The organism is Streptomyces sp. UNOB3_S3, assembly GCF_020740895.1.
Lineage (GTDB): Bacteria > Actinomycetota > Actinomycetes > Streptomycetales > Streptomycetaceae > Streptomyces.
This window is the reverse complement of sequence record NZ_JAILXP010000226.1, coordinates 1-11,939: the sequence shown is the minus strand read 5'-3', so window position 1 is coordinate 11,939 and position 11,939 is coordinate 1. Positions and strand designations below refer to the sequence as shown.

14 protein-coding genes are annotated in these 11,939 nt (G+C 72.1%); 2 read left to right on the top strand and 12 right to left on the bottom strand.

The genetic code is table 11. The features are described 5' to 3' along the window. Nucleotides 1-48: 48 nt before the first annotated feature. The 8 genes from K6I33_RS22880 to K6I33_RS22845 all read right to left on the bottom strand — a co-directional run bounded on the left by K6I33_RS22880 (nt 49) and on the right by K6I33_RS22845 (nt 7,317). On the bottom strand, nt 49-1,050 hold the full coding sequence (locus K6I33_RS22880; protein WP_229356178.1) for an ABC transporter substrate-binding protein: 1,002 nt from the start codon (nt 1,048-1,050) through the stop codon (nt 49-51). A gap of 43 nt (nt 1,051-1,093) precedes the next feature. Continuing rightward, entirely contained in the window at nt 1,094-2,014 is a 921-nt protein-coding gene (locus K6I33_RS22875) for an ABC transporter ATP-binding protein (RefSeq protein WP_229356175.1), read from the bottom strand. Beyond that, nucleotides 2,011-3,066 carry an iron chelate uptake ABC transporter family permease subunit gene (locus K6I33_RS22870; protein ID WP_229356173.1) on the bottom strand — a complete coding sequence of 352 codons (1,056 nt, stop codon included), beginning with the start codon at nt 3,064-3,066 and terminating at the stop codon, nt 2,011-2,013. Before K6I33_RS22870 ends, K6I33_RS22875 begins: the two co-directional genes overlap by 4 nt. After that, nucleotides 3,063-3,992 (bottom strand): iron ABC transporter permease, encoded by a 930-nt coding sequence (locus K6I33_RS22865; RefSeq protein WP_229356180.1) that lies wholly within the window; start codon nt 3,990-3,992, stop codon nt 3,063-3,065. Before K6I33_RS22865 ends, K6I33_RS22870 begins: the two co-directional genes overlap by 4 nt. 195 nt (nt 3,993-4,187) lie before the next feature. Beyond that, nucleotides 4,188-5,759 (bottom strand): acetyl-CoA carboxylase carboxyltransferase subunit alpha/beta, encoded by a 1,572-nt coding sequence (locus K6I33_RS22860; protein WP_229356171.1) that lies wholly within the window; start codon nt 5,757-5,759, stop codon nt 4,188-4,190. Nucleotides 5,760-5,763: 4 nt separating this feature from the next. Continuing rightward, nucleotides 5,764-6,264, bottom strand: a complete 501-nt coding sequence (locus K6I33_RS22855; protein WP_229356168.1) for a DUF402 domain-containing protein — start codon at nt 6,262-6,264, stop codon at nt 5,764-5,766. Between the two features lie 40 nt (nt 6,265-6,304). Further along, nucleotides 6,305-6,502 (bottom strand): DUF397 domain-containing protein, encoded by a 198-nt coding sequence (locus tag K6I33_RS22850; RefSeq protein ID WP_229356166.1) that lies wholly within the window; start codon nt 6,500-6,502, stop codon nt 6,305-6,307. After that, complete coding sequence (locus K6I33_RS22845) at nt 6,499-7,317, bottom strand: helix-turn-helix transcriptional regulator (RefSeq protein WP_275126749.1); 819 nt, start codon at nt 7,315-7,317, stop codon at nt 6,499-6,501. Before K6I33_RS22845 ends, K6I33_RS22850 begins: the two co-directional genes overlap by 4 nt. Before the next feature lie 130 nt (nt 7,318-7,447). Between K6I33_RS22845 and K6I33_RS22840 the strand changes: the two genes are divergently transcribed. Continuing rightward, the gene (locus K6I33_RS22840) at nt 7,448-7,615 is read left to right on the top strand and encodes a hypothetical protein (RefSeq protein WP_229356162.1); all 168 of its coding nucleotides are present in this window, start codon (nt 7,448-7,450) and stop codon (nt 7,613-7,615) included. Between the two features lie 28 nt (nt 7,616-7,643). Here the strand turns inward: K6I33_RS22840 and K6I33_RS22835 are convergent, their stop codons facing one another. After that, nucleotides 7,644-8,399, bottom strand: coding sequence for a DUF4232 domain-containing protein (locus tag K6I33_RS22835; protein WP_374285636.1), 756 nt, complete (start codon nt 8,397-8,399; stop codon nt 7,644-7,646). Nucleotides 8,400-8,611: 212 nt separating this feature from the next. On the opposite strand from K6I33_RS22835, the gene K6I33_RS22830 reads away from it, so the two are divergent. Continuing rightward, nucleotides 8,612-8,836, top strand: coding sequence for a hypothetical protein (locus K6I33_RS22830; protein WP_229356152.1), 225 nt, complete (start codon nt 8,612-8,614; stop codon nt 8,834-8,836). Nucleotides 8,837-9,006: 170 nt separating this feature from the next. Here K6I33_RS22830 and K6I33_RS22825 read toward each other — a convergent pair whose 3' ends face one another. The 3 genes from K6I33_RS22825 to K6I33_RS22815 form a co-directional block, all read right to left on the bottom strand. Further along, nucleotides 9,007-9,738 (bottom strand): VOC family protein, encoded by a 732-nt coding sequence (locus tag K6I33_RS22825; RefSeq protein WP_229356150.1) that lies wholly within the window; start codon nt 9,736-9,738, stop codon nt 9,007-9,009. A 109-nt stretch (nt 9,739-9,847) separates the two neighbouring features. Then, entirely contained in the window at nt 9,848-10,729 is an 882-nt protein-coding gene (locus tag K6I33_RS22820; RefSeq protein ID WP_229356148.1) for a triacylglycerol lipase, read from the bottom strand. Nucleotides 10,730-10,899: 170 nt separating this feature from the next. After that, entirely contained in the window at nt 10,900-11,937 is a 1,038-nt protein-coding gene (locus tag K6I33_RS22815) for a hypothetical protein (RefSeq protein ID WP_229356146.1), read from the bottom strand. Nucleotides 11,938-11,939 lie beyond the last annotated feature (2 nt).

The following is an 11,939-nucleotide window of genomic DNA, read 5'->3' as shown; positions in this document are numbered from 1 at the left end:
AACGAGGGGGGAGGACTGCTGGGAGGATGGCGCTGTGGGCCGGGGGAGCTACTTCGGCGCGGGGACGCCGGCGGCCTTGGCGACGTCGTCGAGGACGCGGTCGGCCGCCTGGACGCCGATGCCGGACATCCAGGTCTCGTCGGGCACCTGGAAGACCTTGTCGTTCTTGACGGCGCCGAGGCCCTTCCACAGGGGGTTGTCCTGGACGGCGCTCTGCTGGGTCTTCTTGGGGTCGTCGGCGACGGTCACGAACACCAGGTCGGCGTCGGCCTTGTCGATCTGCTCCGGGGAGACCTCGAGCATGGCCTTGTCGACGTCCTGGGACTCGGGGCGGCGCAGGCCGATGTCGGTCAGGACGATGCCGCTGAAGGACTGCTTCTGGTAGAGGCGGGTGGGACCGGCGACGAAGCGGACGACGGAGGCGGTGGGCGCCTTCCCGTCGTTCTTCTTCTTGATCTCCTCGCCGAGGGCCTTGGCGCGCTTCTCATAGGCGTCCATCGCCGCGGCGGCCTCCTTCTCCAGGCCCAGCGCCTGGGCGTGGACCTTCAGGTTCTCCTTCCAGGGGGCGCCGGTGGTCTCGGTGAAGACGGTGGGGGCGATGCCCTTGAGCTTGTCATAGACCTTGGCGTGGCGGACCTTGGAGGACAGGATCAGGTCGGGCTTGAGCGACATGATCCGCTCGATGTTGGGCTCCGCCATGGGGCCCACGTCCTTGGTGTTCCTCGTCCTGGCGGAGAGGTAGGAGGGGAAGCCGCCCTCGGTCTTCATGTGCGGGGAGACCGCGCCGACCGGCTCGATGCCGAGCATGGTCACGTCGTCGAGCTCACCGGTGTCGAGGACGACGACGCGCTCGGGCTTCTTCTTGATCTCGGTGGTGCCCATGGCGTGGGTGACCGAGCGCGGGAAGCCGCTTCCGGCGGCGGGCCCGGCCTCGTCGTCCTTCTTCTCCTCTCCCCCACAGGCGGCGAGGACGGCGGTACCGACGATCACGGCGAGCAGCACCGCGAACACTCTGCGCAGTCGGAGCAGGGCTGGTCGGAGCACGGTCATGGTGGGGTTCCTTTTCGAGCGGGTCGGGTGGTGCGAGGGGGTGTCAGGAGGCGCCGGGCGCCGGACGTCTGCGGGCGCTCGCTCGCGGGACGACCAGGGGGGTGCCGGTCTCGGGGTCGGGGACGACCCGGCAGGGCACCCGGAAGACCTCCTCGACGAGTCCGGCGGTCAGGATCTCCGCCGGGGGCCCGGCCGCGGCCGGGCGGCCGTCGCACATGACGACCAGGTGGTCGGCGTAGCGAGCGGCCTGCCCGAGGTCGTGCAGGACCATGACGACGGTCCGGCCGGCCTCGGTGTTGAGCTCCTCGACCAGGTCGAGCACATCGAGCTGGTGCCGCAGGTCGAGGAAGGTGGTGGGCTCGTCCAGGAGCAGCAGCGGGGTGTCCTGGGCGAGGGCGAGGGCGATCCAGGCGCGCTGGCGCTGGCCGCCGGAGAGCTCGTCGACGGCGCGGTCGCGCAGCGCGGCGGTGCCGGTGCGCGCGAGCGCCTCCTCCACGGCCGCCTGGTCGGCCTTGGACCAGGGGGTGAGCAGCCTCTGGTGGGGGTAGCGGCCGAGGCGCACGAGGGCTTCGACGGTGATGCCCTCGGGGGCGACGGCCTGCTGGGGCAGCAGGCCCATGCGGCGGGCGAGCGCGCGGGCGGACATCCGGTGGATGCCGGCGCCGTCGAGGGTGACGGTGCCCGAGGTGGGGGCCAGCAGCCGGGCCAGACCGCGCAGCAGGGTGGACTTGCCGCAGGCGTTGGGGCCGACGACGGCGGTGACGGCGCCGCCGGGGAGCGTCAGGTCGACGCCGTCGACCACGGTGGTGCCGCCGTAGCCGAGGGTCAGGCCGTGGGCGGCGAGCCGGCCGGGGCGCGCCGCGTCGTCGGGGCCCGCGCCCGTGGTGGCGTTCGCGTCCGTCGAGGCGTTCGCGTTCGCGTTTGTCGAGGCGTTCGCGTTCGTCGAGGCGTTCGTGGCGCTCATCGGGCGGTACTCCCAGCGTTGGGCTTCATCTGACGCAGCATCAGTACGAGCAGCCAGGGCGCCCCGAGCGTCGCGGTGGCGACGCCCACGGGCAGCCCGTGCACGGGCAGGAGGTGCAGCACGACCAGGTCGGCGCCGAGCAGCAGGGCGGCTCCGGTCAGGGCGGTCAGCGCGAGCGTGCCCATGGTGTGGGGGCCGGCCAGGAACCGCACGATGTGCGGGACGACCAGGGCCACGAAGCCGATGGGCCCGGTGAGGGCGGCGGCGACCGAGGCCAGGACGACGGCGAGGAGCAGCAGTTGGAGCCGGGCGGCCTTGGGTGCCAGTCCGAGGGCTCCGGCGGTGTCGTCGCCGAGGTCGAGGACGGCGAGCCGCCGGTGGCAGACCAGGGCGAGGGCGATCCCGGCGAGGACCGCCGCCCCTCCGGCGCCGAACTCGGTCCAGGTGCGCCCGTAGAGCGATCCGGTGGTCCACTGCAGCGCGGTGGAGGCCAGTTCGCGGGGGAAGCGCACGATGAAGAGGTTGACGGCGGCGGCGAGCCCCGACTGGACGGCGATGCCGACGAGGACGAGCCGGGAGACGGTGAACCCGCCCCGCCAGGCCAGCGCTCCGAGCAGGACGGCCGCGAGCAGCCCGCCCAGGAGGGCGGCGAGCGGGGTGAGGGCCGCCGAGGCGCCCGTGGCGATGGCGACCACCGCGCCCAGCGAGGCGCCGCCGGTCACGCCGACCACGTCCGGGGAGGCGAGGGGGTTGCGGGCGACGCGCTGGAGCAGGGCCCCGGCGACGGCCAGCCCGGCGCCCGCCGCGAGGGCGGAGAGCACCCGGGGGGCGCGCAGTTCCTGAACGAGCATCACCGAGCCGGGGTCGCCGAGGCCCACCAGCCCGCGCAGGGCGTCGAGCGGGGCGATCGGCACTTCCCCGGTGCCGAGGCCGACCGCCGTCAGGACGACGATCAGCGCCGTGACGGCCGCGCTCAGCAGCGCGGTGCGGCGGCGCTGCCGGGCGAGCGCACGGGGGGCCGCCGGTGCGGCGGTTGTCGTGAGGGCGGTCATCGGGCCACCTTCCGGGCGAGGAAGGCCAGCAGCGGGGCGCCGAGCAGGGCGGTGACGATGCCGACCTCGAGTTCGACGGGCCGCAGCACCAGGCGGCCCAGGACGTCCGCGGAGAGCAGCAGCAGCGGCCCGGCGATCGCACAACCGGGCAGCACCCAGCGGTGGTCGGTGCCGATGAGCCTGCGGACGAGGTGGGGGGCGGCGAGGCCCACGAAGGACAGGGGGCCGGCGACCGCTACGGAGGAGGCGGCCAGCAGGATCACCGCGATACCGCCGGCCGCGCGGATCCTGGCGACGGGGACGCCGAGCGCCTGGGCGGTCTCGTCGCCGAGGGCGAGGGCGTTGAGCGCGGGGGCGACGGCCAGGGCGAGGGCGAGACCGACGAGCAGCGGCACGGCGACGGGCAGCAGGACGTCCGTCTGCCGCCCGGCGAGGGAGCCCGCCAGCCAGAAGCGGGCCTCGTCCAGGGTGCGGTGGCTGGTGAGCATGACCGCGGAGGTCCAGGAGATGAGGACGGCGTCCAGCACGGTGCCGCCGAGCGCGAGGCGTACGGGGTCCAGGTCGCCTGCGCGGCGGGCGAGGGCGAGAACAGCGAAGGTGGCGAGGGCGGCACCGGCGAAGGCGAAGGGCAGGTACTGGGCGGGGCGCGAGAGGTGGAGCGCGTAGCTCGCGAGGACCACGGCGAATCCGGCCCCATGATTGATGCCCAAAGTGGCGGGCGAGGCCAGGGGGTTGCGGGTGATGCCCTGGGCGAGGGCGCCCGCGATGCCGAGGGCGGCGCCGACCACGACACCGATCACCGTGCGGGGCACGCGCAGCCCGGTGACGACGAGGCCGTCGCTGCTGCGGTCGCCGTCGGCCAGGGCGTGCCAGACGGTGGTCAGCGGCACCGGGCGCGAGCCGGCCGCCAGGCTGAGCACCGCCATGGCGAGGAGTAGTGCGACCCCTCCGGCCAGGAGGAGCACCCCGCGCGTCGTGGGGGCCCGCCCGGCGGGGGGCCGCGACGGCCGGGCCGGTCGGGCCGGCCTCGCATCAGTCACGTTCACGAGGTCGACCTTAGGTTAGGCAAACCTAACCTTGTCAATTCCCTGCGAATGTGTGCCCGTAATACCCCCTTTGACTTAGGCGTGAAGGACCCCCGCACCCGCGCTACCGAGGCGCCGGTAGCGCGAACGTCGCGCCGTGCGCCGCTCCCGCTCATCACGCGCCACCAGAGCAGCCATTTCGCCTCCGATCACCCGCCCGAGAGTCACCAGGAAGTCCCCGTCCCCGGTGTCCCCGGTGCCCTCGGTGGCTTCCTCCTCTACGATGCGGTCCACGATCCCGTTCGCCAAGAGGTCGGCGGAGCACACCCCTTGCCGTCCGGCGATCTCGTACGCCCGGTCCGTGGTCCGGTAGAGGATCGCCGAGGCGCCCTCGGGCGGCAGCGGGGAGAGCCAGGCGTGCCGGGCCGCCACCACCCGGTCCGCCGGCAGCAGGGCGAGGGCCGCGCCCCCGGCCCCCTGGCCCAGCAGCAGGCACAGCGTCGGCGCGGGCAGGTTCACCAGGTCGGCGAGACAGCGGGCGATCTCTCCGGCGAGCCCGCCCTCCTCCGCCTCGCGGGAGAGCGCGGCGCCCGCGGTGTCCACCACCGTCAGCAGCGGAAGGTCCAGTTCCGCCGCGATCCGCATCCCCCGCCGGGCGGCCCGCAGCCCGGCCGGCCCGAGCGCCTGACCCGCGTTCCGGTCGGGGCGGCTGCCCCGGTCGTGCCCGAGCACGACGCACGGAGTCCCGCCGACGCGGGCCAGCGCCAGCAGCAGCCCCGGGTCGCGCTCCCCCGCGCCCGTGCCGCTGAGCGGGGTGACATCGGTGGCGGCTGTTTGCAGGAACTCCCGTACCCCGGGCCGCCCGGGGCGGCGGGAGGCACGGATGGACTCCTCGGCGGAGGGCACGACGGCGGGGGCGGACGGCTCCGGAACGCCACCCTCCGGGGCGGCGGGGGCGGTCCCGTCCGCTCCGTCCGCTCCGTCGCACAGCACGGACAGCGCCCGCGCCGCGACCCCCGCCAGGCTCGCGGCCGGGAGCACCGCGTCCACCAGCCCGTTCGCCAGCAGGTTCTCGGAAACCTGAACGCCCGGCGGGAACTCCTCGCCGTACAGCGCCTCGTGGACGCGCGGGCCCAGAAAACCGATGAGGGCGCCCGGTTCGGCGGCGGTGAGATGGCCGAGCGAGCCCCAGGAGGCCAGCACCCCACCGGTCGTGGGGTGCCGCAGATAGACGAGATAGGGCAACCCGGCGGCCTTGTGGTCGGTGATCGCGGCGGCGACCTTCACCATCTGGAGGAAGGCGATCGTGCCCTCCTGCATCCGGGTGCCACCCGAGGCCGGCGCCGCCAGCAGCGGCAGCCCCTCCGCCGTAGCCCGCTCCACGGCCCGGACCAGCCGCTCCCCCGCGTCGACCCCGATCGACCCGCCCAGGAACCGGAACTCACAGGCCACCAGCGCCACTCGACGGCCCTTTATCGTCCCCTCGCCGGTGACGACGGACTCGTCGAGCCCGGTCCGCTCCCGCGCGGCCAGGAGGTCGGCGCGGTAGTCGGCGTCCTGCGTGGCGAGGGGTACGGGCCGGTCCCAACTGCGCCAGCTGCCGGGGTCGACGACGGCCAGGATCAGGTCGAGAGCGGGAACGGGGGCGGGTCTGCTGTGCTCGGTCATAGCTTCACCCTGCCACGGCGCCCCCGGGCAGGTCTGTGAGCGAGCCCTCGCGCGCGAGCGTCTCCAACTCGTCCAGCGCGCGACGGGCCTCGGCGGCGGCACCGGGATCCCGTTCCTCCAGCCCACTGGCGGCGAATTCGTCCTCGTCGAGGCGGAGAACGGCGGTCTCGTCGGCCGAGACCCACAGGTCGAGGTCCAGGTCCTCGACGACGATCCCGTCCGGCCCGACGACGGCCGGGCGGGTGACGTCGCAGTACCACCCCTTGAGCGTGCCGCCGCCGTCCCGGACCTCCTTGACGGCGTACCAGCGGTCACGCCAGTAGTGCTCGGTGAAGACGTCGCCCTCTTCGAAGCGGACGAACCCGAAGTCCCGGGCGGACGTTCCGGCCCAGGCCGCGCGGACGACGACGTGCGTGCCGTCGTCGGTCAGGACCTCCGCCGGATAGCGCACCTTGATGCGGCCTGCCTTGAGGAGGGAAACGGTCGTGGTGGGGGCGTTGTTCATGATCGCAGCGTCTCCCGGCCCGGGCCCGGATGCCAGCGATTTACCGGAAGGCCCTGGTGAACGCCGCCCAGGCGGCGGGGGTGAAAGCGAGGGCGGGGCCGGTGGGGTTCTTGCTGTCACGGACCGGGACGATGCCGCCGACCACGAGGTCGCGAGTGAACTCGACGCATTCACCCCCGTTACCTTCGCTGTAGCTGGACTTGATCCACTCCAGGCTGTGTATGTGGGGCACGGTCATGAGTTCCATTCCGTCATCGCCTTACGAATGAGGACGAGGGATTCCGCCGGGGACAGGGCGTCGGCGCGCAGCCTGTCGTACATGACGTTCGCATCCTTCACGATCTCGGGGAAGTCGATCACCTGGCCAGAGACCGGATTCTCCACGTAGAGGACGTCCGGCTCTTCGTCGCCGAACCTCAGCACGTAGAACGGCAGGTGTGAGGCAGCGGCTCCTGAACCGAGTGCGAGCACCTGGAGAACGATGTGAGGTGACCCGGCCACCTCAAGCAGGTACTCCAACTGCTCACGCATGACCTCACTGCCGCCGACCCTGCGCAACAGCGTCGACTCGTCCAGGATGACCCACAACAGGGGCGGCGAAGCGCTCTCCATGACCTGACGCCGCCTGAGCCGTCGAGCGACCTCCTCGGCAATGACTTGCGGCTCGTCACGCGGACGCCTCTTGCGAAAAACGGCGTGAGCATAAGCTTCTGTCTGCAGCATGCCCGTGATGAGGTTCGGGTTGTAAGCCAGGATCGTCGAGGCCCGCTGCTCCAGTCGCACGTAGGGCACGAACCAGCCCGGGTACGCCCGCTGCGCGGCCCGCTTTCGCAAGCGTGCGAACATACCCGGCGTACCGAACACCGCGTCACACGCGTCGGCGAACTCCGGGCTGGCAAGCCGCTCCCCCGCCTCCACCTTCGCCACGTACTGCTGCCCGTACTGCGCCTCCTTCCCCAGCTCCCGCTGGCTCATGTCCCTCTCCGTACGCCAGGCCCGTACCTCGGCCCCGAAGTAGGCCGCACCACTCTCAGGCTCGCCGCTGTCCGCCATCTCCCGTTCACCCCAAACGCGTTGGCGTGGCTCCAGACCTGTTGAGCGTAGGCACGAAGCGCAACGCTGGGAGCGCAAGCAGTGAACATCGCTCGCGTGAGTGAGCGACCGTCTAACAAGGGTTTGTTTCATGCCCCATACCCCCGAACAGGCCAGCGAAGCCCACACGCGCAAGCGGTGCGAGGAGTGCCAGCGCATCAAGGGCGAGTACTACGCCGCGTGCCGCACGGGCGACCGTGAGCGTGCCGCGTACTGGGCGACCACGATGGGCCTGCACCAGAGGCAGGCCCACGCGTGAGCCTGCGCTTCTGCGCGCACCCGGCGGGTCAGGGCCTGACGCCCTCCCGCCGGGGGGAGTCCTTCTTCCACGGGCCGACACCGAGCTTTCCCGTGGTGCCGAGGTCGAGTTCCGGCGCCACCGTCATCGGCTGAGCCCCGGGCTTGGCCTCGACCCTCACGTAAGGGACGTTCACAGCGTCGCCGGCGCCGGTGGTGTTGCGCCACATCAGACCGGCGGACGCGGTCTCGCCCGGCTTCAGGACCACCGGCCGAGGCGGCTCGTCGAAAGCTTTCATGGTGGCGATATCACCACTGCCGTGCAGGATCCTGACGCCGGAGACCGGTTTCCTGTCCTCGTCCAGCAGCCCGAGGAGCGGGTAACCCTCGACGGTGTAAGGGCGGGTTCCGCAGTTCTCCAGGTGAAGTCCCACGACGCGGAGGCCCATGGCGGCGTCGCCCTCGTCGGCCGTGACGCGGACCCCGGAAGGAGGGCACGCGCCGGTCCCGTCCGGTGCTTCGGCCGAGGGGACGCGCCGGACCTTGCCGACCCGTACACGCCCCGGGGTATGTGTGCGGACGGTGTCCTTCACGGTCCGGCCGGGGCCGACCGAGAACACCGTCTGTCGCTCGTTCGCCATTACCCCGCCGGAACCGGAGAGGACCTCGAAGGTGATGGTGTACGTGAACGGTTCGGTGTCACGGTTGGTGACCTCGAAGTCGGCCGAGGCCGCCTGTCCACTACTGCCACTACTGCCGATGCTGCCGGTGATCCTGACGCCGTCCTTCTCAGGGCCACTGGGCACGGCGGTCCGCCCCTCGCCGCCCTCCGGACGGGCGCCTTCCGGACGGGCGCTCTCCGATCCGCACGCCGTCAGGAGCACAGCGCTCGCGAAAACGGCGGATACGACACAAGGGGTGGTGATACGTATACGCATCCGGCTACCCCATCAAGCACCGGACCATTTGGGCAAGCGGCCGGGAGGCGCCCCGGTCCGTCCGGGCGCAGGCTGGAAGTATGTCCAAACCCGCACGGATCATCATCCACCCGCCCCTGGCGTCGGGCGGCCGGCAGGTGACGATCGGGGCGGAGTTCCTCGGGGTGGCTTACGGGATCGTCGACGTCCTCGAATACCTCGGCCGCGCCGGCCTGGACATGAACGACCTGCGGCTGGAGGACCCCAGCCTGGTCGAATGGCGCGAGGGAGGTCCCGGCGTCTGGTCCCGGCCCGAGGACGTATAGCCACGGCTCACCCTGCGCTCATCACGTACCACTGCCTCCGCGAGTTGCCGCGCAGATAAAGGTGCCGCCCCCGCCCGGTGGGAGCCGGAGACTTCCGCAAGCGGAAATCTCCATGTAGGCGCTCCACACGTATACGCCAACACCGTTGCGTTAGCCGGTGACGCTGCACGTCAAGGGGTCTGAAGGCGCGAATCGCGAACGCGTTCGAGTTCGGCGGCGTTGCCCAGGGCCTCGGCGAGGGCTTCGCGGTCGGTGTCGTCCAGCGTGGTCGCGCGCACGCGGGCCAGCAGGGTGTCGGCGGTCTCGCCGTCGCGCAGTGCGACGGCGAGTTCGGCCCGGTAGACCAGCGCCTCCACGAGGTCCACGGTGCTCACCGCGTCGTCGTCGCGGGTCAGCGCGGAGTCCAGGATCCGCGCGGCCTGCCGGTGGTCGCCGTGGGAATCGCCGAGCACGACCGCGCTCTGCAGCGCCTTTCCCAGCCGGCCGGCGCTGGGAACGGAGCTGCCGGAGTCCCGCGCCTGGAAGATGCGGATCCAGTTGCCGCCCGGGTCGACGAGGCTGAACCCGGACAGGTTGTCCGCGTTCTTCCGCTTGCGCGGCCGGGTCATCCGCGGAATCCCGGACACGAGCAGCTTTCCGTGCACCGCACGCATTCCCTCGGCGAACTCCCGGTACAGCTCGCCGGTGTCCCGCACGTACACGAGGCAGGATCCGTACGACTGCTCGGGATCGAAGTCCGGCATGCCGAAGAAATGCAGCTGAAGATCCTCGCGCCGCAGCGCGACGTACGGGTTCGGGCGCTGTTGCCGGTAGGTGACCTCGAAGCCGAGCATCCGGTAGAAGTCGGCGATCTCGTCGATCGAGCCGCACGGCAGCAGCGGAACGGTTACCTCGTTCGCCACGCACTCCCCCATTCGTGAGCGTCCAGCGAGCTCAGCACTGTCCCGGGCCGCGCGACGGCTGTCAAGGGCCGCACGTGGGTGCGGCCCCATGGATGCGGGTCGGTTCGGGTCAGCTGAGCATCGACGCGCAAGTCGCAGGCGTGGCGTGGGCGGGGTCGAGGGCGTTGGCGGCCTCGTGGAAGGCGACGCGGTCGATGGTGCCGAGCGTCAGGTGCATGGAGATGTCGACCGGGCAGAGGTCCTGCACCAGCACGTTGCGGACGTTCGGGCCGTCGAGGAACGCGGACCGGTAGGGGGTGACGACCTCGTCGTAGCGGGTCGCGATGACGGTGTAGCGGACGCCGGGGACGGTGTCGCCACCTTCGTTGAGCTTCTTCATGAAGTCCGAGCCGATGGCTTGGTCCGTCAGGCCGGGAGCGGTGCCGTCGATGATGTCCCGGGCGCCCGGGACGATGTCCAGGAGCTTGGTGAGCCCGGACAGGGTGGTGCCGTGGTTGTTGGGCGCGATGCCGACAAGGGCGTTCACCTTGGGGGCGCCGCCGAGGAACTTTAGGTAGTAGCGCGGCAGCATGCCGCCCTGCGAGTGGCCGACGATGTCGACCTTGGACGCGCCGGTGGTCGCCAGCACCTTGTCGACGTACCGCGCCAGCTCCCCGGCGGACTTCTCGGCCGGGCCCAGGCCGTACATGGCGGGGACGCCGGGGATCTTGCCGTAGTCGAAGGAGAAGACGCAGTAGCCGCGCGCGGTCAGATAGGGCGCGAAGGACCACCAGTTGTTGGTGCCGTTCTCCAGCGTGCCGTGGACGAGGACGACGGGGCGGGGGTGGGTGGCGGACGGCCGGCACGAGTCGTTGTTCCAGCCGCTGCTGACGGTGGACGACGAGGCCGTGGCGGCGGACGCGGTGGTGGGCATCGCGACCGCCGCCACGGCCAGGCCGAGCGCGGGCAGCAGGGATCTGACCGTTCTCCAGATGCTGCGGCGCTGCTTCATCTGAACTCCTCGCGGATGGGGGGTTTTGGGTACGCCGGACAGCACCGGCAACAGCTGTTGCGGGCGCGTTAAAAAGGCGTGAACTTACTTGCGGGTAGATTGCGGGCGATCTTTGCTTGCGTCAAGCAAAATCACAAAGATCGCGACGATTTGCTCAGGTCACGGCCGGGTCATGCCACGTCCAGGGCTGCGGCGGGACCCACCGCCCCCGGGCCGAAGCGCTCCCGTGCCCGGTCGACCACGGCCTCGACGCGCCGCGCCTTCTCGTCGGCGGGGTCGAACGACAACTGGTGCGCGGCGGCACGCCCGTCGCGCAGCCGCTCCGCGCGCAGCGCCACGGCCCGCACCCTGGCCCGCTGGAGGCCGAGCGCGCCGTGCAGCGCGTACGCCGCGGCGATCAGGTCGGGCGAGTGCGCGGTCGGTTCGGCGAAGGACTTGGCGCGGGTGCTCGACGAGCCGTCGGCGTAGCGGACGGTGAGCTTCAGCCCCTGGGCGACCTGGCCGCTCCCCCGCAGCCGGGCGCCCAGCCCGTCGGCGAGCGCGAGCAGCGCGCGGCGCCGGTGGCCGGGGTCCAGTTCGTCGGTGGCGAAGCGGTGTTCCGCGCCCATCGACCGCGCCCGGGCGTCCGGGGTGACGGGCGTCGGGTCGATGCCGCGCGCCCGCTCGTGGACCCGCCGCCCGGCGGCCACGCCGAGGATCCGCTCCAGGGTGGGGAGCGGCGCCTCGGCGACCCGGCCGACGCTGTCGAGCCCGTACGCGCAGAGCGCGCGGGCGGTGGCGGGCCCCACGCCGGGCAGCGCGGCGACCGGCTTGCGGGCCATGAAGGCGGCGACGGCGTCCGGGCCTTCCCGGCCCGGTCCGCCGGGGAGCGTGCGGACGGCCCCGGGCGGGCCGTCCCGCGCGACCATCCGCGCGAGGGTGGGGTTGGCCGCGATGCCGACGGTGCAGTCGGCGCCGTATCGCGCCAGGGCGCGCACCCGCAGCAGTACGGCCAGCTCGGCCGGATCGTGCCCGAAGTAGCGCACGGCGCCGCGTACTTCCATGAGGGCGGCGTCGGGCGGCAACGCCTGGACGACGGGCGTCACCTCGGCGAGGAGGGCTAGGAGGCCGTCGTACGTTCCCTCGCCGAGGGCACCCTCGGGTGCGTGGAAGTGCACGTACAGGACGGTTGTCGGTTCGGTGCGGCCCGGTGGTCCGGTTGTGCCCACCC

Bases quoted from the DNA above. Each gene is read 5' to 3' on its own strand.
- K6I33_RS22880 (WP_229356178.1), bottom strand. From the start codon at position 1,050: ATGACCGTGCTCCGACCAGCCCTGCTCCGACTGCGCAGAGTGTTCGCG.
- K6I33_RS22875 (WP_229356175.1), bottom strand. From the start codon at position 2,014: ATGAGCGCCACGAACGCCTCGACGAACGCGAACGCCTCGACAAACGCG.
- K6I33_RS22870 (WP_229356173.1), bottom strand. From the start codon at position 3,066: ATGACCGCCCTCACGACAACCGCCGCACCGGCGGCCCCCCGTGCGCTC.
- K6I33_RS22865 (WP_229356180.1), bottom strand. From the start codon at position 3,992: ATGGCGGTGCTCAGCCTGGCGGCCGGCTCGCGCCCGGTGCCGCTGACC.
- K6I33_RS22860 (WP_229356171.1), bottom strand. From the start codon at position 5,759: ATGACCGAGCACAGCAGACCCGCCCCCGTTCCCGCTCTCGACCTGATC.
- K6I33_RS22855 (WP_229356168.1), bottom strand. From the start codon at position 6,264: ATGAACAACGCCCCCACCACGACCGTTTCCCTCCTCAAGGCAGGCCGC.
- K6I33_RS22850 (WP_229356166.1), bottom strand. From the start codon at position 6,502: ATGACCGTGCCCCACATACACAGCCTGGAGTGGATCAAGTCCAGCTAC.
- K6I33_RS22845 (WP_275126749.1), bottom strand. From the start codon at position 7,317: ATGGCGGACAGCGGCGAGCCTGAGAGTGGTGCGGCCTACTTCGGGGCC.
- K6I33_RS22840 (WP_229356162.1), top strand. From the start codon at position 7,448: ATGCCCCATACCCCCGAACAGGCCAGCGAAGCCCACACGCGCAAGCGG.
- K6I33_RS22830 (WP_229356152.1), top strand. From the start codon at position 8,612: ATGTCCAAACCCGCACGGATCATCATCCACCCGCCCCTGGCGTCGGGC.
- K6I33_RS22820 (WP_229356148.1), bottom strand. From the start codon at position 10,729: ATGAAGCAGCGCCGCAGCATCTGGAGAACGGTCAGATCCCTGCTGCCC.